The 21,890-nt window shown below is 74.0% G+C and carries 14 protein-coding genes; 3 read left to right on the top strand and 11 right to left on the bottom strand.

The genetic code is table 11. The features are described 5' to 3' along the window. Nucleotides 1–66: 66 nt before the first annotated feature. The 4 genes from CELF_RS03995 to CELF_RS03980 form a co-directional block, all read right to left on the bottom strand. Nucleotides 67–1,971, bottom strand: coding sequence for a glycoside hydrolase family 127 protein (locus CELF_RS03995; protein WP_013769968.1), 1,905 nt, complete (start codon nt 1,969–1,971; stop codon nt 67–69). Then, complete coding sequence (locus CELF_RS03990) at nt 1,968–2,789, bottom strand: carbohydrate ABC transporter permease (RefSeq protein ID WP_013769967.1); 822 nt, start codon at nt 2,787–2,789, stop codon at nt 1,968–1,970. Before CELF_RS03990 ends, CELF_RS03995 begins: the two co-directional genes overlap by 4 nt. 14 nt (nt 2,790–2,803) lie before the next feature. Further along, on the bottom strand, nt 2,804–3,751 hold the full coding sequence (locus CELF_RS03985) for a carbohydrate ABC transporter permease (RefSeq protein WP_013769966.1): 948 nt from the start codon (nt 3,749–3,751) through the stop codon (nt 2,804–2,806). A gap of 137 nt (nt 3,752–3,888) precedes the next feature. Next, nucleotides 3,889–5,208, bottom strand: coding sequence for an ABC transporter substrate-binding protein (locus CELF_RS03980; RefSeq protein WP_013769965.1), 1,320 nt, complete (start codon nt 5,206–5,208; stop codon nt 3,889–3,891). Between the two features lie 209 nt (nt 5,209–5,417). Between CELF_RS03980 and CELF_RS03975 the strand changes: the two genes are divergently transcribed. Together CELF_RS03975 and CELF_RS03970 are read left to right on the top strand one after the other, a co-directional pair. After that, nucleotides 5,418–6,443: a LacI family DNA-binding transcriptional regulator gene (locus CELF_RS03975; RefSeq protein WP_013769964.1), complete on the top strand. Its 1,026-nt coding sequence runs from the start codon at nt 5,418–5,420 to the stop codon at nt 6,441–6,443. A 117-nt stretch (nt 6,444–6,560) separates the two neighbouring features. Beyond that, nucleotides 6,561–6,839, top strand: a complete 279-nt coding sequence (locus CELF_RS03970; RefSeq protein WP_013769963.1) for a hypothetical protein — start codon at nt 6,561–6,563, stop codon at nt 6,837–6,839. Here CELF_RS03970 and CELF_RS03965 read toward each other — a convergent pair. From CELF_RS03965 to CELF_RS03935, 7 genes are all read right to left on the bottom strand, one after another. Next, entirely contained in the window at nt 6,832–7,824 is a 993-nt protein-coding gene (locus CELF_RS03965) for a sensor histidine kinase (protein ID WP_169317629.1), read from the bottom strand. The two genes, CELF_RS03970 and CELF_RS03965, sit on opposite strands and share 8 nt — an antisense overlap. A gap of 7 nt (nt 7,825–7,831) precedes the next feature. After that, entirely contained in the window at nt 7,832–8,554 is a 723-nt protein-coding gene (locus CELF_RS03960) for a response regulator transcription factor (RefSeq protein ID WP_013769961.1), read from the bottom strand. After that, nucleotides 8,551–8,892, bottom strand: a complete 342-nt coding sequence (locus tag CELF_RS19365; protein WP_013769960.1) for a DUF4190 domain-containing protein — start codon at nt 8,890–8,892, stop codon at nt 8,551–8,553. The genes CELF_RS03960 and CELF_RS19365 overlap by 4 nt, the downstream gene beginning before the upstream one ends. Further along, nucleotides 8,889–9,470, bottom strand: a complete 582-nt coding sequence (locus CELF_RS03950) for a DUF3060 domain-containing protein (RefSeq protein ID WP_145965419.1) — start codon at nt 9,468–9,470, stop codon at nt 8,889–8,891. Before CELF_RS03950 ends, CELF_RS19365 begins: the two co-directional genes overlap by 4 nt. A gap of 38 nt (nt 9,471–9,508) precedes the next feature. Continuing rightward, nucleotides 9,509–10,693 carry an OmpA family protein gene (locus tag CELF_RS21110; RefSeq protein WP_083835680.1) on the bottom strand — a complete coding sequence of 395 codons (1,185 nt, stop codon included), beginning with the start codon at nt 10,691–10,693 and terminating at the stop codon, nt 9,509–9,511. Between the two features lie 189 nt (nt 10,694–10,882). Then, nucleotides 10,883–14,533 (bottom strand): family 43 glycosylhydrolase, encoded by a 3,651-nt coding sequence (locus CELF_RS03940; RefSeq protein ID WP_013769957.1) that lies wholly within the window; start codon nt 14,531–14,533, stop codon nt 10,883–10,885. A gap of 2 nt (nt 14,534–14,535) precedes the next feature. Then, nucleotides 14,536–20,748, bottom strand: a complete 6,213-nt coding sequence (locus CELF_RS03935; RefSeq protein WP_013769956.1) for an Ig-like domain-containing protein — start codon at nt 20,746–20,748, stop codon at nt 14,536–14,538. Between the two features lie 222 nt (nt 20,749–20,970). On the opposite strand from CELF_RS03935, the gene CELF_RS03930 reads away from it, so the two are divergent. Next, entirely contained in the window at nt 20,971–21,780 is an 810-nt protein-coding gene (locus CELF_RS03930; RefSeq protein WP_013769955.1) for a siderophore-interacting protein, read from the top strand. Nucleotides 21,781–21,890: the final 110 nt, after the last annotated feature.

The following is a 21,890-nucleotide window of genomic DNA, read 5'->3' as shown; positions in this document are numbered from 1 at the left end:
GCCCGCCGGGGCGAGGCCCCGCCGCCCCGGCGTCGGCACGGCGGGGCGGCGGGGCGGTCGGGGGGGTCAGGCGGTCGGGATCCAGACCCGCATGGTGCTCGGGCCGCGGTTCGCCCACGAGTGGTACGGGACCAGACGCAGGTCGAAGCCGTCGGCGGCGCGCTCGTGCGCCTGCGGGCCGTACGGCCAGCCGGCGTCGGCGTGCTCGACGGCCCGGGCCCGACCACGCGCACCGTCGCCGTCACTCACGAGCGGCGCCGAGGCGTCCAGCCGGATCGCGTCGACGTGCAGCCCGCCGGGCAGGTCGGTCGACTCGGCGCACAGGACGAGCGGGCCGCGCTCGACGGCGACGCAGCCGCGCACGGCGTCGATGCGGTCGTCCGGCGTCGTCACGCGGGGCTCCACGGGCAGCGACAGACGGACCTCGTCGCCGACGGCGAACACGCGGCGGACCACCGCCACGCCGCCCTCGACGGGCGCGCCGTCGAGCGTCGCGGCGCCCACCGCCCACGACGGCACGCGCAGCGACAGGCCGACCTCGCCCTCGGGCGCCTGCGTCACGCGGACCACGACGTCCCCGTCGTGCGGGTAGCCCGTCGCGACCTCGAGACCGATCGGGCGTCCGTCGCCGAGCGTCGTCGCGATGCGGGCCGGCGCGTACTGGTGAAGCTGCACGCCGTCGTCGGTCGTGGTCGCCAGGTAGGCACCGAGCGACGCGAGCGTGCGGGCCACGTTGGTCGGGCAGCACGACACCTCGAACCACGGCGCGCGGAGCCGGGACAGCGCGCGGGCGCTGACCTGGTCCGGGTCGGCTGCGGAGCCGGGCACGCGCTTGTGCAGCGGGTTCGTGTAGAAGAACGCCTGCCCGTCCTGCGCCGGGGACGTCGCGACGACGTTGTAGAGCGTGCGCTCGACGACGTCCGCCCACCGGGCCTCGCCCGTCGCGAGCAGCAGCCGCCACGCGACCATGACCGACGCGACCCCGGCGCACGTCTCGCAGTACGCGCGGTCGGGCGGGAGCTCGTGGTCGTCGCCGAACGCCTCGTCCTGGTGGTGCGCGCCCATGCCGCCGGTCAGGTAGGTGCGGCGCGCGAGCGTGCGCTCGTACTGCCGTCGCACGGCGTCGAGCAGGGCCTCGTCGTGCGTCTCGACCGCGACGTCGACCGCGGCGGCCGTCAGGTAGAGGGCGCGCACCGCGTGCCCGCGCAGCACCGTCGCGTCCCGCACCGGCACGTCGTCCTGGTAGTACTCGCGCCCGAGCTCGATGTCCGGCAGCGTGCCGCGGCCGCGGCGCTCGACGAACAGCGCGGCCTGGTCGAGGTAGCGCCGCTCGCCGGTCGCCCGGGCCAGCTCGACGAGCGCGACCTCGATCTCGGGGTGCCCGCACACGGCGTCGCGCCCGTCCGGGCCGAACTCGGCGCACACGTGGTCGGCGGCGCGGCGGGCGATCGCGACGAGCTCGTCGTCGTGCCCCGTGCGCAGCCGCGCGACCGCGGCCTGGATGAGGTGCCCGAAGCAGTACAGCTCGTGGCCCCACGCGAGGTCGGAGTACCGCGGCTCCTGGCCGGGCCGGCCGAACTTCGTGCTCAGGTAGCCGTCGGGCTCCTGGACGGCGCCGATCAGGGCGGTCAGCTCCTGGATCCGGGCCTCGAGGGCGGGGTCGCCCGTCCGGCCGACCTCCCACGCCATGGCCTCGATCATCTTGTAGACGTCGGAGTCGGAGAACTCGCGGCCCGTCCGCCGCTGCGTGATGCTCCCGTCGAGCGCGTGCCGGAAGTTGTCGATCCAGCCGACGCGGGTCTCCCAGCGGTCGCAGTGCGGGATCGACGCCTCGCCGTTGACGCGCTGCCGGTCGGCCCAGAAGCCCCCGGTCAGAGCGACCTCGTCGAGGCCGAGCGGGCGCACGGCCCCCGTCGACGGCAGCACGGGTGCGGGTCGGGTGATGGTCTGGTGGTCCACGAGCGTTCTCATCCCTTCAGCGCGCCCGACATGAATCCGTTGACGTAGTGCCGCTGGAGCACGAGGAAGAGCAGGATGCAGGGGATCGTCAGGACGACGACCCCCGCCTGCGTGGCCCCGTAGTCGATGACGCCCATGACCTGCTGGCGCATGTTGACCAGCGCGAGCGGCAGCGGCTGGTTCTCGCCGCCGACGAGGTACAGCGGCACCATGAAGTCGTTCCACGCGGCGAGGAACGCGAACAGGCCGATCGTGATGAGCCCCGGCTTGACGGCCGGCAGCAGCACCCGGCGCAGCGCCCCGAAGGAGCCGCAGCCGTCGACGAGGGCCGCCTCCTCCATCTCCCGGGGCACCGACTCGAACGAGATGCGCATCATGAACATCGCGAACGGCAGCTGGAACACGGCGAGCACGAGACCGACGCCGACCAGCGAGTTGTTGAGGCCGATGTCCTTGAGCCAGATGACGAGCGGGACCAGCAGCGTCGCGTACGGGACCATGAGGATCGACAGGACGAGCAGGAACAGCGCGTCCTTGCCGGGGAACCGGAACCGCGCGAACGCGTAGCCGCCGAACGTGGCCGCGACGAGCGTCGTGACGACCGCGACGAGCGTGATGACCAGCGAGTTCGCCAGGTAGTGGCCGAGGCCCGCCTGGTAGTGCAGCAGCGTCTCGTAGTTGCCGAGCCCGAACCCGTCGACCTGCGCCGAGCCGGGCTGCGGGGACACCGACGACACGGCGGTCCAGATCATGGGGTAGAGGAAGAGGATGGCCAGGCCACCCGTGAGCACCCAGTAGGGCGTGCGTCCGAGCACGCGCACGTTCTTCACGGCGGGTCTCCCTGTCACTCGTCGGGGGAGCGCCGGAGCGCCTTGAGCTGGACGACGTTGATGACCACGAGGGCGAGCAGCACGAGCACCGACAGCGCGGCGGCCATGCCGAGGTCGCGCTTGGACTCGAACGCCAGGTTGTAGACGAGCTGGACCACGGTCATCGTCGAGCCGTCCGGGCCGCCCTTCGTCAGGATGTAGAACTGGTCGAACGCGAGCAGGGAGCCCGTGACGCAGAGGATCGTCGCGAGCGCGAGCGACGGCTTGAGCAGCGGCAGCGTGATCTTGCGGAACACCTGCCACGTGTTCGCGCCGTCCATCCGGGCCGACTCGTAGACCTCCTGCCCGATGCCCTGCAGGCCGACGAGCAGCAGCAGCATGTAGAAGCCCGCGAACCGCCAGACGATGAGGATGACCGTCCCCCACAGCGCGCCGTCGGCGGTGCCGAGCACGTTGACGGAGCCGTTGCCGATTCCGAACCGTGCGAGGAAGTCCGAGATCGGGCCGACCTGCGGCGAGTACAGCGCGTAGAAGAGCAGCGACGCCGACGCGAGCCCGAGGGCGGTGGGGAGCAGGAACGACGTGCGCAGCACGCCGCTCCACCGGCTCGACTCCTGCACCAGCAGCGCCAGGCCGAGGCCCAGGCCGATGAGCAGCACCGTGGCGATGACCGTGTACTTCAGCGTGAAGACGACAGACGGCCAGAACATCCGGTGCGCGAGCACCTCGGTGTAGTTCGCCGGGAAGTTGGTGCCGTCGTTGCCGGCCAGGAGCGACCAGTCCGACGCGGACATGATCACGACGAGGACGAGCGGGACGACGAAGAGGACGGCGACGAGGACCGCGGTCGGGCTCGCGTAGAGCCAGCCGAGCAGCGGGCCGTGCGAGCGGTTGCCGCGGCGGCGTCGCGGTGGTGGTGGCGCCGTGCCGGCGTCGGGCGGGCGGGTGGTGACGGTGGTCATGCTGGCTCCGGGGTCGCGCCCGCGTCGGTGCGGGGCTCGGGGGTGGGCCGGGGGCGGCGGCGGGCGGTGACGGTCACGGGCGGTGCCGTGCCGGGTGCGCCCGCCGCCGCGGGTCTCACCGGGTTCTCACTGGGTCGTCACTGGGACAGGACGGCCGTGATGGCGTCGTTGTCCTCCTCGACCGTGCCGGTCTTGTCGAAGGTCGCGTTGCGGAACAGCGTGACCCACGGGCTGCCGGACGCGTTGAACGCCTCCGAGAAGTACTCGGCGACGGGCGTGCGGCCGTCCTCGGCGAGCTTGTTCATCGTGAGGGCCAGCGGGTCCTGCTGCGCGTACTCGTTGTCGAGCAGGCTGTTGCGGCCCGGCACCTCGCCGTTCTTCGCGACGACCTCGAGCTGCGTCTCGTCGGACATCATCCAGGCGAGGAAGTTCCACGCCTGCGCGACGTGCTCCGAGTCCTTCGAGACGCCCATCGCGTCGCCGCCGAGGAACGTCGACTGGCCGCCGTCGACACCGGGGATGCCGGTGACGCCGACGTCGATGCCGGCCTCCTTCGCCGCGTACACCGCGGTGTTCGGGTACTGCATGACGCCGACCTCGCCGTTCGAGAACGGAGCCGTCCACGTCGCGCCCGTCTCCTCCTTCGACCCGGCCCCGACGGCGCCCGCGTCGTTGAGCGCGGCGTAGGTGTCGTACAGCGCCTGCGCGGTGTCGGACGCGAGCAGCGACTCGGTGCCGTCCTCGGAGAGGACCTCCTCGCCGGACGCCCAGATCGTCGGGAACCACGTGAAGACGAGGCACCCGCCGCAGTTGCCGCCGTAGTAGGTGCCGGACACGCCCGGCTTGTTCAGCGCCTGGACGGCCTCGGCCTGCTCCTGGAACTCCGCGAGCGTGGTCGGGCCCTTCTCCGGGTCGAGCCCCGCCTCGGCGTACAGCGCCTTGTTCCACACCATGACGGAGATGTCGGTGACGAACGGCAGCGTGTGCTTCGCGCCGTCCGGGTCGGTGCCCGCGTCGACGTGGCCGCGCGTGATGTCGTCCGCGTAGTCCAGGCCGTCGATGTTCTCGGTCAGGTCGGTGAACAGGCCGTTCGCGACCCAGTAGGGCAGGCGGACGACGTCGCCGGCGAGCAGGTCGGGCAGCTCGTCGTTCGTGGCGGCCGCACCGACCTTCCCCTCCATGTCGTCGTTGGGGATGATCTCCAGCTCGACCTGGTTCTCGTGCGACGCGTTGTACGCCTCGACGAGGGCCTTGGCCTGGCGCTCCAGCGGGGCGCGGGTCCACATGGTCAGGGTCGTGCCGTCGTCGACACCGTCGGGGCCGACGGACTCGGCCGGCGCGTCGCTCCCGCCGTCGTCGGCGCTGCTGCAGGCCGCGAGGCCCGTCAGCGCAAGACCGGCGACGGCCAGCAGGGCGGCTCCGCGCGCACCCCGCGATCGGGACAACCTCTTGCTCATCGTGCTCTCCTCGGACTTCGTCGTCGAAGCGAACTCGCGGACGTCCCCCGTCGGGCGCCCGCTGGCTGAGGGTCTGCCGAAACCCTTTTCGGTAACGTAGCCGTCGTTGTCTCGGCACGTCAAGTGGCCACCGAGGCGTGTCGTCACGGTACGATCCCGAAAGACGACGGCGTCCGCCCCGTCACCTTTCGTTCTCGCAGGGGGTGAAGATGCCGACGACATCGGGGAACGGACGCAAGCCGCCCACCCTCGCGGACGTCGCCAAGCTGGCCGGGGTCTCGCTCGCGACGGCCTCCAAGTCGCTCAACGGGCGGCAGCAGGTCAAGGCCGAAACCCGTGAACGCGTCCTTTCGGCCGCGGAGCAGCTCAACTTCTCGCCCAACGTCCTGGCACGGCACCTGCTGTCCGGGCGCTCCGGGACGATCGGCCTCGTCACGCACGACCTCGAAGGCCGGTTCTCGATCCCCACGCTCATGGGCGCCGAGGACGCCGCGGGCACCGGCAAGACGTCGGTCCTCCTGTGCGACGCGCGCGGAGACGCGCTGCGCGAGCAGTACCACGTGCAGGCGCTCCTGGGCCGGCGCGTCGACGGGCTCATCGTCGTGGGCGCTCGCCCCGACCCGCGCCCGTCGCTCGGCCGGCTGCCCGTGCCCGTCGTCTACGCGTACGCACCGTCGCTGGACCCCGACGACATGTCCGTCGTCACCGACAACGTGCTCGGCGGCCGGCTCGTCGCCGAGCACCTGCTCGCGTGCGGCCGCACCCGCATCGCGGTCGTCACAGGTGACGCCGGGTACGGTGCCGCGCACGACCGCGTCGACGGCGCGACCGCGGCGCTGGCCGAGGCGGGCGTCGAGGTGCTCGGCGGGCCGCTCTACGGCACCTGGACCGAGGAGTGGGGCCGCACGGCCGCGGGTCTCGTCCTCACGCGGTTCGCCGACGTCGACGCGATCGTCTGCGGCTCGGACCAGATCGCCCGGGGCGTGCTCGACACCCTGCGCGAGTCCGGCCGCCGCGTGCCCGAGGACGTCGCGGTCACCGGCCACGACAACTGGGAGATCCTGGCGCTCAACGCCCGGCCGCAGCTCACGAGCATCGACATGAACCTCGAGGAGCTGGGCCGCCGCGCCGCGGCCCTGCTGTTCGACGCCATCGAGGGCACCCCGCACCACGGCACCGAGGTCATCCCGTCCCGCCTGGTCCCCCGCGGCTCCACGGGCCCGAAGCCCACCTGACCAGGGCTGCCCGGCCCCCGGTCGGGCGGGTCGTGGTGACGGGGCAAGGCAGAAGAGAGGGCGTGCGCGGGCGGCGGCGCGACCAGGATCGACCAGCTGCACGTCCAGCCGCCCGACGTGCGCACTGGCGTCGATGCCCTGCACGGGCTGCCGTTCTGGCTCACGACCCGGTGCGGCGGCGAGCAGCTGTGGGCCGCGAACGCCGACCACCTCGACTGCCTGGAGTCCTTCGTCGGGGCTCGGCACCGCGTCGTCGAGGTCCTGCCCGCAGGGCGCGAGATGGGGCACCGGCTGCCCCGCTGGATGCTGCTCGGCAAGCACCGCGCGGCGGTCCTGACAGGTCTGGCGGAACTGCGCGAGCGCGCGGACGCGCTGCCGGCGTGCCCGCCTACCTGACCGTCGGCCCGCCGCCCGACGGCCCGGCCGTCGGGACGCGCAGGCGGACGCTCGTGCCCTGGCCGACGCGGGACCGGAGCGTGACGTCACCGCCGTGCCGCTGCGCGACGACGCGCACGAGCGCGAGGCCGATGCCCGAGCCGGGCAGGCCCCGGGCGTCGCGGCCCCGCGCGAGCTCGTCGAAGACGACGCCGACCTCGTCCTGCGGGATGCCCGGCCCCGCGTCGGCGACCTCGACGAGCACCGTGCCGTCGTCGTCCGTGCCGCGCACCTCGATCCGCGTCCCCGGCGGGGAGAACTTCACGGCGTTCGCGAGCAGGTTGTAGACCGCGACGTACAGCAGGTCGACGTCACCGCGGACGTGCGGCAGCGGCCACGGGGCGGTCGGCAGCGCGACGTCGACGGCGGGTCGCGGGGCACCCGCGGCGTCGGCCTGCGCACACACGTCCTCGACGGCGTCCCGGACGACCTGCGCCAGGTCGACGTCCTCGTCCTCGATCTCCTGCGTGCCGAGCTCGGCGAGCTTGCGCAGGTCCGCGACCAGCGCGGACAGCCGCGTCGACTGGGACACGAGTGTCGCGAGCGACCGCGCGCGCTCCTCGGGGCCCGCGTCGTCGCCCGCCCCGGCGACCGCCGCGCGGATCGCCGTCACCGGGTTCTTGAGCTCGTGGTCGAGCCGGGCGAGGAAGCGCGTGCGCGCCTCCTGCTCGAAGCGGCGCGCCTGCTCCCGTGCGTGCTCCAGCCGCTGCGTCGACCGCCGTCGGGTGCGGGCTCGCAGCACGGCCGTCCCGAGCACCGCGACGACCGCGAGCGCCCCGACGACGAGCACGAGCGGCAGGAGACGGACCGTCACGCGCAGCGAGTCGCCGGGCGCGGCGAGCGCGACGAGCACGGCCGTCGCAGCCGTCACGAGCACGACGACCGCCGCCGCCACGGCGGCGCCGCGCGTGACGGTCCGCGCCGCACGGGCCGGCCGCTCCGTCACCACGCGGTCACCCGCGGGCCCCTCGGCGCACGTCCCCGCAGAAGCGGTAGCCGCCCGACGGCACGGTCTCGACGAACCGCGGCGCGGCGGGGTCGTCGTCGAGGACGCGCCGGATCTCGGCGACGCGGTGGTCCACCGCGCGCGTCGTCACCATCGACTCGAACCCCCACAGCGCGGCGAGCAGCCGCTCGCGCGTCAACAGCTCCCCCGGGTGGGTCATGAGGTAGTCGAGCAGCAGCGACGCCTTGGGGGTGAGCGCGACGGGCCGGCCGTCGAGCGTCGCACGACGGGCCGCACGGTCGACCCGCAGCCCCCCGCTCACCAGCACGTCGGACGCCGTGAGCGACGGCTGCCCGGGCACCGCCCGGCGCAGGACCGCGCGCACCCGGGCGAGCAGCTCCTGCGGGTCGAACGGCTTGTTGAGGTAGTCGTCGGCGCCCTCCTCGAGCGCCGCGGAGCGCTCGTACGACTCCCCCACCTGGGTCAGCAGCACGACGGGCGTCCAATCGCCGTCGGAGCGCAGGCGTCGCACGAGGGCGCGCCCGTCGAGCCGGGGCATGAGGACGTCGCACACGAGGATGTCCGCGGGCGTGCGGCCGTGCGCGGCGAGCGCCGCCTCGCCGTCCGTCGCGGTCGCGACCTCCAGCCCCGACCGCTCGAGGAAGGGCGCGAGGCCGTCGAGGATCGCCTGCTCGTCGTCGACGAGCAGGACCAGCGGAGCACCCGTCACTGCTGCACCCCCCACCACACCGTCCCGGCGACGGCGACGACGACCACGACGAGGGCCGCCAGCGTGGTGTAGCCGAGCACGAGCCCCGTCACCGCGAGCCCGTACCCGCGCTCACCCGTGCGGCGCAGCCGGTGCAGCGCGAGGTGCCCCAGGGCAACGGCGACGACGGTGAACCCGCACAGGGCGAGCACGAGCGACGCGACCGCGAGGCCGTCGGTGCGGGGCGCGGGCTGCGGCCACGGACCGGGCACGGGGTACGGCACCGGGCCGGCGACCGGATGCGGCACGGCGGTACCGGGCTGCGGGGGCGGGCCGGGGACCGGCGGTGTCGCCGTCACGACGCACCACCGTCGAGCCCGACCGTGCCGACCGGCCCGTAGACGTTCGCGGCGCCGTGGTCGTCGACCTGCGGCGTCCCGTCCTCCCACGCGACGCGCACGTCAGCGGCGTCGATCTGCACCGACCCCGCGCGCGCGACGACGACCCGCACCCCGGCACCGGCCACGACGAGCCGCTCGACCTCTCCCGCCACGACGGCCGCGTCGCTCGCCGCGACGGTCAGCGTCGCGCACGCGTCGTCGACCGCGACCGCGGTCCCGACCGACGTCAGGACGAGGTCGCCCCCGCCGCACGTGACGTGCTGCGTCGCCTCGGCGGCGAGCCCGGCGCGGTCGAGCGTCTCGTCGTCGGGCGGTGCGGGGTGACCGTCGCCGCCCTGCCCGGTCGCGGCCGGCGTGCCGTCGTCCGGGGCCGAGCCGTCGTCCGTCGTGCCGGCGTCCGACGGCGGTCGCCGCATGTCGCTCTGTCCCCCGCCGTCGGCCGCACCCGCGGGGTCGTCGTCACGGACGATCTCGGCGGAGCACCCGCAGAGCGTCGCGGCGAGCGCCACACCGAGCACGACGGCACGTCGGCGCACGCCGTCCCGTCGGGACCGGAGCCCGGTCGAACGCCCGGTCACGACGGCACCACGATCTCGACGCGGCGGTTGAGCTGGCGTCCTGCGGGGTTGTCGACGCCGTCGACCTCGTTGGGCGCGACGGGCCGGGACTCGCCGAAGCCCTGCGTCTCGAGGGCCGCGGACACACCGCGCTCGCCGAGGGCGGTGGCCACGGCGTCCGCCCGGCGCTCGGACAGGGCCTGGTTGAGCTCGTCGGAGGAGACGGAGTCGGTGTGGCCCTCGACGCGCGCGGCCGGGACGTCGGCGAGGACCTGCGCGACGGCGTCGAGCGTGGCGCGGGCGTCGGCGCGCACCGCGTGGCTGCCGAAGTCGAACAGCACCGCGGCGTCGAGCACGATGCGCGTGCCGCACGTCGGTGCGGGCGCGAGCACGCCCATCGACGGGAACGTGCCGAGGCGCGGCACGGGAGGCAGGTCGTCGACCTGCACGGGCACCCCGTTGACGGTCCCCGTCCCGTCCCCGTGGTTCGCGACGGACAGCCCTGGGGCCTCGTACGCGCCCGACCCGTCGCCGTAGTTCTGGATGGTCACGTCGCCGTCCTCGTACAGGCCCGAGCCGTCGCCGTAGTTCGTGATGGTCCGGTCGCCGCGCGACCAGGTGCCCGAGCCGTCGCCGTACAGGGTCACGCTCGTGGTGCCGTCGTCGTAGCTGCCCGAGCCGTCGCCGTAGCTCGACACGGTCGTGGTGCCGTCGGCGTAGGTGCCGGAGCCGTCGCCGTAGACGGTGACCTCGGTGCCGTTGAGGCTGTACGTGCCCGAGCCGTCGCCGTAGTTCGTCACGGTGCCGTCCGGGCCGGTCAGCGTCCCCGACCCGTCGCCGTACGCGAGCAGCACGCCGGGCGAGGCGGCCTGCGCGTCGCACCGCTGCGGCTCCACGCGGACCCCCGGCAGGTCGCCGACGGCCTGGTCCACGGTGATCGCGAAGCCCGCGAGCGACGCGTCGAGCATCGACAGGTCGGGCAGGACGAACAGCGGCACCGGCGGTATCTCGCCGACGTCGTAGCCGGCGACGACAGGGACGGCCGAGGTGGGCGACGCCGAGGGCGTGGACCGCGGCGTGCGGCTCGGGGCGGCGGAGGACTCGGGCGCGGCCGGGCTGCCGCACGCCGCCGTCAGCGCCAGCACGGCCACGACGGACAGCGGGCCTGACGTGCGGCGACGCGGGGTTCGCTGGGGCTGCATACGGACAAACTACGTGGACCGGTCTCCCGCGCCGGTCGCCCGGGTGTCGCAACGCTGTCGCAGTCCTGCGACAGGCCCACCGATCTCACCCGGACGGGTGGCGACACCGTCGGACCCCGTCGCCGTCGCGCCGACGGCGACGAGGGGTGGTCGCCACGGAGGCGCCACCCCTCGTCCGTCACGGGCGGGTCAGGACCACGGCCAGCGCCAGCCGCCGCCCGACCAGGGCCAGTCCCAGCCCTTCTTCGGCGGGAGGACCGGGCCGACAGGGTCGGAGGTGGCCGACGCCGTGACCAGTCCGGTGCCGAAGCCCGTGACCTTCACCGTGACCGTCGCTCCCTCGAGCTCCGCGGGGAGCTCGAGGCGGTCACCGGTGACGCCGTCGAGGCGGACCCCGTCGGCGAACCAGGTGTACGCGAGCCGGACGTCGCCGGGCTCCCACCCGTCGACCTCGACCCGCAGCGTGCGGCCGACGCGGACCGCGCCCGTGATCTCGACGGTGCCCGGCACGACGGCCGTCGCGGGCGAGCAGTCGGGGGCGTCGGCGCGGAACGCCCACGAGACGGCCTGCGGACCGGCGGGGAACGCGTACCCGTCGAGCGGGACGGCCGTCAGCGTGACGACCGACCCGAGCGCGACGGCGACGGGTCCGGTCACCGCGGAGCCGTCGACGCGGTACGCGACGCCCTCCACGGCCGGCACGACGACCGAGGCGTCGCCCGCCGCACCGTCGGTGCACACCGGGCCGGTGTACGCGGGGGCGGTCGGCGTGACGACGACGTCCTCGACCGGGCAGTCGGGGGCGACGAACCGGTGCTCCCACTCGGTCGTCGCGCCGTCGGCCAGCGTGTACCCGTCGGCGGCGCGGGCCGTGACGACGACCGCGGCGTCGGCCGCGACCTCGACCGTGCCGGTCACGTCCTCGCCGTCGATCGCGTAGACGACCCCGTCGGTGGACGGGACGACGACGCGCGCCTTCTCGGGGACGCCGTCGGTGCACACCGCGGCGGGCGTGAACGTCGGCGCGGCCGGTGTGACGACGCCCGCCTCCTCGGCGGCCCCGACCTGCCACTCGTGGATCCCGACCGACCCCTGCCCGGCGGCCGCGCCCCACGACTGCGCGACGATGCGCAGGGCGCGGGTGGTGACGGGCTCGAAGCCCACGGGCACGAAGCCCGTCGACGTCCGCGCGTACTCGCCGGACGTCAGTGCCACGTCGCGCCAGGTGGTGCCGTCGGCGTCGAGGTGCTGCAGCACCCACGACCGCGGCGCGATGAGGCCCTCGCCCTGCGCGTCCGGGACGTTCTGGTACCACCACACGTTCGCGCGGTCGACGGTCACGTCGAAGTCCCACGTGAGCTGCGCCCACTGCTCGCCGACGCGGTCCCAGGTGCCCCACGACGCGCCGACCTTCGTGGCGTCGTCCTCGCCCCAGGCGGTCGTGCCGTCGTTGATCCCGCCGACGTCCTCCCACCCGGAGGTGAAGGACGCCGACGCGGTCGCGTACGGCGCGACGTTGCCGGTGAGCGACGCGCCGTCGCCGAGCGGGATGCCGACCGTGGCGGTCGCGGTGCTGCCGGCGCGGTCGCGGGCGCGCACGACGAGCTCGTGCGGGAGCGTGTCGGGCGCCTCCACCACGGCGCCGTCGGCCGCGGCCACCCAGTCGCCCGTGCCGTCGAACCGGTACTCGACCGCTGCGACCCCGGAGAGGGCGTCGGTCGCGCCGAGCGTGACCGCGCGGGCGGCCTCGTCGAGCGTGGCCGTCACGGCCGGCGCCTCGGTGTCGACCTTCACGGTCCTGCTGACCTCGGCGGACACGTTGCCCGCCGCGTCGGTGGCACGGCCGCTGACGACCGTCTCCCCCTGCGCCGCCACCGGCAGGTCGACGTTCCGGGCGTCTGCCGTCGGGGTCCACGCGCCGGAGCCGACGCGCGTCTCGATCGTCGTCAGGTAGGACGTGTCGTCGTCGGCGGCCACGCGGACGGTGACCGGCGACGAGAACCACCCGTCGTCGCCGGACGTGCCGGACGCCGACACCGAGACGACCGGCGCGGTCGTGTCGTCGCCGCCCGGGTCGACGGTGCCGCCGACGCGCACGGTCGCCGTGACGTAGCCGGCCTTCTGACCGAGCGCCCGGCCCTCGACGGTGAACGTCCCCTCGGCGGCGTAGTCCGCCGGATCGACGGGCCGCCAGCTGACCGGCAGCCACGCCGACGCCGAGCCGTACGACGCGCGCACCGCGGCGGGCAGCGTCGGCGCGGTGCCGACGGGCGTCGCGACCTCGACGTCGGGCACCGCGTCCGCGGCGACCGCGTACACCTCCCACTCCGAGACGGACACGGAGTGCACGTACGGGCCCTCGTCGAGCCCGCGGAACGTCGCGCGCAGCGCGGTCGTCGAGACGACGTCGAACGTGACGGTGTGCCACGTGTCGGTCGCCGTCGGGTACGTCGCGCCGGTGACCGGCTGCCACGCGCCCGCGTCGTCGAGGTACTCCACGACCCACGAGGACGGCTGTCGGATCCAGCTGCCGTCGCGGTGGAGCTCGATGCCCACCGAGCCGGTCCGCACGGGCGCGTCCCACGTGTACTGCACCCAGTCCGACGGGTGCGACGAGGTCGTGCCGCGGTAGTTGCCCCACTGGTCGGGCGGCAGCAGCGCGGTCGTGCGGCGGAAGCCGTCGTTGACGGCGCCGAGCCGCATGGGCGGCTGCTCGGTGAACGAGGCGGAGACGTCGGCCGCGAGCGCGACGTTGTCGGTGAGCCGGTGGTCCGGGTCGTCGGCGAGCGTCTGCTGCACCGGAAGGATCCGGTCGCCGTCCCAGCGCACCTCGTCGATCGCGACGGACCGGCGGAAGTGCCCGCCGCCCACGGCGTCCTTGGTGTGGTACGTGATCCACCAGCGGCCCTCGTGCTCGACGACCGACGGGTGCACCGTCGTCGCGGACGTCCCGCCGAGGATGATCCCCTGGTAGGTCCACGGGCCGAGCGCCGACGGGGCCGTCGCGTAGGCGATGCACGCCTGGTAGTTCGACGGCGTGCACTCCGAGCCGCCCTGCTTCCAGTCGTACGCCATGTAGTACGTGCCCGACCGCTCGAACACCCACGGCGCCTCGAAGAAGCCGGTGAGCCCGGAGATCGTCCGGATCTCGCCCGTGCGTGCGGTCATCGTCGGCTCGAGCTCGACGACGCGCGCGACGCCCCACGAGCCCCAGTACAGGTAGACGCGCCCGTCGGTGTCGGTGAAGACGTGCGGGTCGATCACCTCCTGGCCGCTGGTCGACGACCCGAACACGTCCGTCCAGGTCAGCAGGGGTGCGCCGATCGCGTCGGTCCACGGCCCGACGGGCGACCCGGAGACCGCGACGCCGATCGCCATGCGGTTCGGCACGGTCGTGTCCTCCCACTGCACGGGCGCGTACCAGTAGAAGCGGCCGTCGGCGCCGGTCGTCACCTGGCCCGCGAAGGCCGCGTCACCGGTCGCCCAGCCGAACACCGCGTCGGGGTCGAGGTTCTCGGCGTACAGGTCCCAGTCGCCCGACGACGGGTCGTCCGTCGCGAGCACCTGGTAGTCGTGCATCTCGAACCCGGCCTGCTGCTCGGCGGCCTCGTCGTGCCCGGCGTAGACGTACAGCCGTCCGTCGACCGACAGCGGCGCCGCGTCGGCGGTGTAGGACGAGCCGTCCCCGAGGATCGGGTTGCCGTCCGTGTGGAAGGACCGCGTCGGCGGGGGCGGGTCCGCCGCGACGGCGGCCGACGGCCAGGCCGCCACCGCCGTCGCGACGAGGGCACCGGCCAGCGCGGCGGCGACGGACCTGCGTGTCGTCTGGTGCGTGGTCATGGTCAACGTCCCACCTTGATGCCGTCGGAGGTGCGCGTGGTCGGGGTGTAGCCGTCCTTGGTGCCGGTCACCTCGACGGTGAGGACGGCGCCGCGGTCGGCGGTGCGGACGACGTACCGGGGGTGGGTCGCTCCGTCGACGGGTTCCCCGTCCGAGAACCACTGGTACGTCGTGCGCACCGGGAACGGTCCCCAGGCCCCGTGCACGGCGGTGACGACCTTGAGCGGCTTCGCCGTGCCGACGATCCGCACGTCGCGCGCCGTGAGAGTGCCGGGCTGCACCGTGGTCGGCGGTGACGAGGTCCACGTCGACGGTTCGTGACCCTCGGCGGTCCCGCGCACCTCGACCGTGAGGACCTTCCCGGCCGCCGACGCCGGGATCCGGTAGCCGGTCGACGTCGCGCCGCGGACGACCTGCCCGTCGAGCAGCCAACGGTGCTCGAGCCGGACGCCGTCGGCCCAGGCCGTGGTCTGCGCCCGCACGGTGCTGCCGACGACGGCGGTCCCGGCGACGGCGGCGGTCCCGGCCTGCACGGTGGGCTTCACGACCGCCGCGGTGGGCGACGACGTGACCGAGACGCTCTCCCAGCCGTCCAGGTACCCGGTGACCTCGACGGTGACCGTCGTGCCGAGGTCCTTCTGCGTCGGCGTGTACTCGACTCCCGTGGCCCCGCGGACGGCCTTGCCGCCGACGGACCACCGGTACGCGAGCTCGACGCCCTCGGGTCCCCAGCCGGCGGTCTGCGCGAGCAGGGCCTGCCCGACCGTGGGAACCCCGGCGACCTCGACGGTCCCGGCGGTGACGACGGCCTCTCCCGGTCCGGCGACCACGGTCAGCGGCGCCTCGACCACGGAGCCGCCCGCGGCCGCCCGGACGGTGTACGACCCGCCCCCGAGGCCCCGCGGCAGGGGCGCCGTGCGCAACGTGCCGGTGCCCTGGGCGTCGGTGACGAGCGTCCCGAGCGCGACCGCGCCAGGCTCGACCGTGACCGCGTACGCGGTGTCCGGCGTGCCGCCCGTGAGCGTCGCGTCGAACGCGTCCCCGGCGGTGACGGGGTCCGTCGGGACGGTGAGGGTCGTCGCCGCGACGGGCGCGCTCAGGACCTCCCACTCGACGATGCCCACCCACCCGGTCGGCGGCTTGGTCAGCGTCGCGCGCAGCGCGGTCGTGGTGACCGGGGCGTGCGTGACGGTGTCGAGCTGGCCGACGGTCGTCGTGTACGGCGACGCGTCCGGGACAGGCGCCCACGTGACGCCGTCGTCGAGCAGGTGCTCGAGCGTCCACGACGCCGGGGCGCGCATGCCGCCGCCGTCGTCGAAGAACAGCAGCCGGCTGGTGCCGGTCGTGACCGGCGTCGGCCAGTCGAGACGCGCCCACTGCGTGTCGCCCGCGATGTTCCACGTGCCCCAGGCGGAGGCCTGCGAGGTGACGGGGTGGTCCGCGACGCCGTCGGTGATGCCCGCGGCGCGGTTCCACGTGGTCGTGGCGGAGACGCTCACGGCCGCGTTGGGCGCGATGTTGACGGGCGCCTCCGGGTCGGGCGCCGGGACCTCGATCGTCCCGACGACGGACACGTTGCCCGCCCGGTCGGTGGCCCGGTGCTCGACGGTCGCCGCGGTGGCGATCGTCGCGCCCGTGCCGTACGCCGTCCACGCGCCGCCGTCGACGCGGTACTCGACCGACGCGACGCCCGAGCCGGTCTCGGTCGTCGCCAGGGTGAGGCGACGCCGCGACTCGTCGAAGGACGCGGTCACGACGGGTGCGGTGCCGTCGATGTCGACCGCCGCGGACTGGACCGGCGAGACGAGGCCGCCGGAGTCCGTGGCGCGGCCGCGGACGGTGTGCCGCCCGTCGCCGCTGACCGTGACCGGCCCGGTGACCGTGGTCCACGCACCCCCGTCGACCTGCGCCTCGACCGTCGGCGACGGGTCGGTGTCGTCGGTCGCGGTGACGGTGACGTCGACCGGGCCGGTGAACCAGCCGGACGCCGGACGCTCCGGGTCGGTGCTGAGCGTGACCACGGGTGCCTGCGGGGCGCCCGACGTCACGGTGACGACGGCCGTCGGCCGCTTGTCGGTGCCCGCGACGGTGCCCTCGACCGTGAGCTCGCCCGCCGAGGCGTAGGCCGACGGGTCGACCGCGTCCCACGTGACCGGCAGCGACGCCTCCGAGCCGTCGTTGTACGTCGCGACGACGCGGGCCGGCAGCACCGGGGCCGTCCCGGCGACCGTGGTCACGGCGGCGGGCTCGAAGGTGTTGATCTGCACGGCGTCGGTCGGCCGGACGAAGACCGTTGCGCGGGCCAGCTTCGCGGTGCCGTCGACGAAGCCCGGGACGGTGAACTCGCCCTGCGCGGCGTACGCGTCGGCGGGCACGTCCTGCCAGTCGACGGCCCGCTCCACGCGGGACCCGTCGGCGAAGACGACCTCGAGGGACGGGGGCAGCACCGGCGCGACGCCGACGAGCGTCCGGACGGACACGTCCTCGACCGCGACGGGCTCCTCCGCGAGCGCCTGCCACTCGATGATGCCGGGGTACGACGACCCGTTGCGGACGAGCGTCGCGCGCAGCGACGTGGTCGTGACCGCACCGTGCGTCACCGCGTTGGACGACCCGTCCTCGGTCGGGTAGCCGCTCGGGTCCGGCACAGGCTGCCAGGAGCCGTCGTCGGCCAGGTACTCGAGCGTCCACGACGACGGCGGCAGCACGCCGCCGGGGTCCCGGTTGGAGTGGAAGAGGATCCGCGACTCGTCGACGCGCACGGGCTCCGGCCAGGTCAGCCTCGCCCAGTACGTGCTGCCCACGCCGGCGGCGGTCCCCCAGGTGCCCCACGCGTCGGACTCGGCGGCGACCGGGTAGCTCGCGAGGCCGTCGTTGATCGCGGCGACGCGGTTCCAGCTCGTGACGGCCGACGCGGACGCGCTCGCGTCGGGCGCGACGTTGGTCTTGGCGGTGCCGCTGACCTCGGCGTCGACGGTCACGTCACGGCTCGTCGTGAGCTCGCCGTCGGACGCCGTCAGCCGCAGGACGTACCGGCCGGTCGTGTCGAACTGCACGACGGTCGTGGCCTGGGCCGGCGACGCGACGACGGCCTGCGCCCCCTCGGGCGCGCTGACGACGGTCCACGCCGACGTGAGCGTGCCGGACGGCTGCGCGTCGTCGGACACGGTCCCGACCAGGCGGACCTGGGCCGGCTGGTCGAACGTCGGGTCCTGGTAGACCGTGACCTTCGGCGCGGCGTTGGTCGACGGCGGCGCCTCGACACCCGTCGCGAACGCCTGCACCTCCTTGACGCCCGTGCGGAAGCCCGCGGCGTGCTGGACGGTGACGCGCAGCGCGTCGGCCTGCACCTCGGGGAACTGCACGCGGTTGAGGTTGGCCGTCGAGTAGACGGGCGATCGGGCCTGTCCGGGGACGGGGTGCCAGCCCGCGGCGTCGTGGTACTCGACCGTGAACAGCTCGGGCGCCGCGTACCCCTGCACCGTGGCGCTCGTGGACGAGCGGTAGAAGTAGACGCGGACGTCGTCGACGGCCTGCGTGCCGTCGAGTGCGACCTCGATCGAGTCCGTCGCGTTCGGTGAGCCCGCGGTTCCCCAGAACGGCTCGTTGACGGTGGTGCCGTCGACGGCACCCTCGGGCGCGCGCCCCGTTGCGGAGAACGACGCCGTGACCGGGCGGCCCGCGGCGAGGTTCGCAGACCCCGTCGACTCCGTCGCGACGTCCGTGCCCGCCTTGGCGAACACGTCGACGACGCGGTCGCCCGCGGCGAACCGCACGTCGGAGGCGGTCGCGAGGTCGGCGACGTCGGCGGTGACGACGGCTGCGTCGCCCTCCAGCACCTCGACGGACCCGGTGGCCGGGTCGTAGACGACGTGCGACAGGTCGTCCACGGTGAACGCGAGAGAGCCGTCGAGGAACACGGAGTACCCGGCGGGCACGTCGTCGCCGTAGTGGTCGCCCGTCTCGTCCCAGGTGACCGTGAGGTCGCGGTCGTGGTACCGCACGTTGTTCGCGGTGAACCACGGCCAGTCGACGTCGATCGGGTCGAGCTCGATCTTGCCGTCGGCCCGGCTGCGCAGGCCCATCGCGTCCTCGATGACGGTGAAGTTGGTCGCACCGAGGATCGTGTGGTGGATCCACGAGCGGTACCCGATCGAGCCGCCGTCGGCCGCGGAGCCGTTCGCCCAGAACTCGTTCTGGTTCGGCAGCCGGTTGTCGCCGCCCTGGTAGTGCGCGAACGCGTTCCAGTAGAGGAGCTGCTTGTACATCTCCGGCGTGACGTAGTCGCTCGGGTAGTCGCGCAGCACCGAGGAGAACATGCGGAACAACACGGTCGAGTTGATGACGGAGAAGTTGTTCGACCCCTCCTCGGGCGAGTCCGCCTTGTCGACCTGGTTGGCCGTGAAGAACGGGAAGACGGGGTACTGGTCGGCGTCGGCGAACAGCCGCAGCGCCTCGGTGTACGGCTGGTCGTAGTCCGGGTCACCGGGCTTCGGCACGAGGCCGACGGTGAACGGGTAGTAGTTGTTGATCTCCTTGTACGGGTTGAGCGTCCCGTCCTGCGTCATGCGGTGCTTGAGCAGGTTCCCGTACAGGCCGACCTTGTCGGGCGTCGTCTGCGCGGGCTCCCACAGGTGCTCGAGCACGGCGGCCTTGACGCGCTCCGCGAGCGCCTCCATGTGGGCGGCCTTCTCGGTCTGCCCCGCGACGCGGAAGAACTCCGCCGCGGCCTTGGCGTTCGAGTAGAGGTACGCGCTCTCGGTGCGGTCCATGTTGCCGCCGTGGCCGGGCCAGTGGAACGACACCGCGTCGGCGTCGTTGCCCGTCATCGCGCCCCAGGAGTACTCGATGAGGTCGTTGCCGTTGCCGTCGTACGCGTCCAGGAGCCCTTCGACGTCGTCCATCGAGTGCTGCCCCAGCGTCGCGCCGATCGCGCCCGGGCCGCCGTGCAGCTCGTACGCGCGCCACGCTGCCTCGGTGATGTACTGCGTGTACGAGTTCGACCAGTTGGCCGGGTCGCCCGGGTTGTCGACGAACTTGCCGCGCTTCGACGTCTCCCCCACCGCGAGCGCGGGCCCGTACGCGTACGTCGGGTCGCGGAAGTACTTGAGGTCGTCGACGAACATGCCGACGGTCAGCACGATCGCGTTGTTGTAGCCGAGCACACCCTCCATCGACGTCGGGAACTGGTAGTCGTTCCCCGGGATGTCGGCATCGAGGAAGTTGAACCGCATGAGCCACCAGCGGTACAGCAGCGTCTTGTCGATGTCGTCCGACGGCGTGTCCAGGTAGGGCACGTTGTCCGCCCACCACCTGTTGTACGCGGTGACGTGCGTCGTGAACGCCTCGGCCGGGCTCGCGGCGCGGTAGGCCGCGTACTCGGCGGCGGTCGCGGGGCGCTCGTCGGTGAGCATGCCGAGCTGCAGCTTGGTGGTCGCGGCGCCGTTCGCGGGGACGGCGAGGTCGCGGACGAGCGCGGCGGCGCCGGGGTCGGCCGTGAACCCGTCGCCCGACAGGCGCGGGCTGATCGTCGTGAGGTCGTTGTACGCCCGCACGGTCCCGACGAGCTCGTCGCCCTCGACCGTGCCGGCGTGCGGCGACGTGGCGCGCAGGGTGACGGCACGCGCGGCCCCGGAGGTGTCGGTGACCTCGACGTCCGCGACCAGGACGTCCTGGTCGGTGATGAACTTCGTCTGCGTCAGCCGCAGCCCGCCGCCCGTGAAGACCGACTGGAAGTAGGAGGGCGTCTGCCGCCGGAGCGACGCCTGCTCGGTGAGCGTGACGGCGTCGCCGCCCACGTGCACGGTGAACGTGAACGCACCGCCGCCTCCGAGCGACTCCCCGTAGGCGACGTCGCCGTCCCAACCGAGCCGCGCGGGCTGGTGCGTCTTCATGAAGACGGCCCGGCCGCGCGTGAACGCCACGAGGTTCTCCGTGCCGTCGAACGCGGGCCCGGTGCGGGCGAGCGTCCGGTCGACCCAGAAGTCGTTCCCGGGGGCGCTGCCGGCGCCGGCGGCGACGTCGGCGTCGAAGACCCGGTGCAGGTACGGCGACGGTGCGTAGCCCACGCCGGTCGCGGGGACGGGGGTCTCGGAGCCGCGGAACGTCGGGTAGCCGAGGGTGCTCTGCGGCGTCTCGTCGCCGGGGACGGCCGCGGCGGCGACGGGCAGGAGCCCCACGGCGACGACGGCGAGTGCGGTGAGGGAGGGAACCACGGCACGCCTGCGTGCCACGCGCGGTGAGGTCACGTCCGAAACGCCTCTCTACGTTGAGAATGCGGTGTTCTCGGCGAGAGTGACACGGCACTCCATCGGGCCGCAATGGGTTTCGGTGTTTTCGGTCTCTTTCTGCGGTGCGCGTCGTGGACGGGGGCTGGGCACCGAAGTGAGGCATTGCTAACTTAGGCGAGCCTCACTCCTTCGTCCCCGGAGCTCCCGTTGTCGCAGATCACCGTCACGCACGCCCCGAGCGGCGTCGTCCGCGCGACCGTCGTCCGCACCGCGCGCGTCACCCCGCACATGGTCCGCGTCACCCTCGGCGGCGAGGACCTGCGCCGCTTCGTGTACCAGGGCTTCGACCAGTGGGTCCGGCTCGCGGTCCCCGTGCACGACGAGACCCGCTTCGACAACCTGTCCGACCGCTTCGACACCCGCGGCTACCTGCGCTACCTCACGCTGCCGCGCGCCACGCGGCCCGTCATCCGCAGCTACACGATCCGGGACCACCGGGCGTCGGGCCCCGACGGCACCCCCGAGATCGACATCGACTTCGTCCGGCACGGCGACCAGGGCGTCGCAGGCCCCTGGGCCGACACCGTCGAGCCCGGCGTCGACGTCGCGTTCATCGACCAGGGGTGCGGGTGGGTGCACGTGCCGGCCGACCACGTGCTGCTCCTCGCGGACGAGAGCGGGCTGCCCGCCGTCGCCGGCGTCCTGCGGGACCTGCCGCGGGACACGACCGGCCACGCGTTCGTCGAGCTGCCCGACGCCGCCGACGCCCAGCCCGTCGACGCCCCGGCGGGGATGACCGTGCACTGGCTGCCCCGCACGCGGGGCGAGGCGGTGGGTGACCTCGCGCTCGCCGCGCTGCGCGACCTGCCGTGGCCGGACGGCGTGGTGCGCGCCTTCGCGGTCGGCGAGTCGCGGCTCGCCACCGGCGCGCGCCGGCTCCTGGTCAGCGAGCGCGGCGTCCCGAAGACGCACGTGACGTTCTGCGGCTACTGGAAGGCACCCGCGCGCGGGCACTGACCCGACGGCTCCGCGGCGCCGCTCCGGGCCCCGACCCGTCCGCGTCGTGCGCACCGGACGGGAGCCGGGCGCCGTGCGGCCCGGCCGTCCCACGACCGGACGAACCTGCC

Origin of the sequence: Cellulomonas fimi ATCC 484 (assembly GCF_000212695.1) — a bacterium.
Lineage (GTDB): Bacteria > Actinomycetota > Actinomycetes > Actinomycetales > Cellulomonadaceae > Cellulomonas > Cellulomonas fimi.
This window is presented reverse-complemented; position numbering and strand designations above follow the sequence as displayed.

Coding starts and splice junctions, on each gene's coding strand:
- CELF_RS03995 (WP_013769968.1), bottom strand. CDS start 1,971: ATGAGAACGCTCGTGGACCACCAGACCATCACCCGACCCGCACCCGTG.
- CELF_RS03985 (WP_013769966.1), bottom strand. CDS start 3,751: ATGACCACCGTCACCACCCGCCCGCCCGACGCCGGCACGGCGCCACCA.
- CELF_RS03980 (WP_013769965.1), bottom strand. CDS start 5,208: ATGAGCAAGAGGTTGTCCCGATCGCGGGGTGCGCGCGGAGCCGCCCTG.
- CELF_RS03975 (WP_013769964.1), top strand. CDS start 5,418: ATGCCGACGACATCGGGGAACGGACGCAAGCCGCCCACCCTCGCGGAC.
- CELF_RS21110 (WP_083835680.1), bottom strand. CDS start 10,693: ATGCAGCCCCAGCGAACCCCGCGTCGCCGCACGTCAGGCCCGCTGTCC.
- CELF_RS03940 (WP_013769957.1), bottom strand. CDS start 14,533: ATGACCACGCACCAGACGACACGCAGGTCCGTCGCCGCCGCGCTGGCC.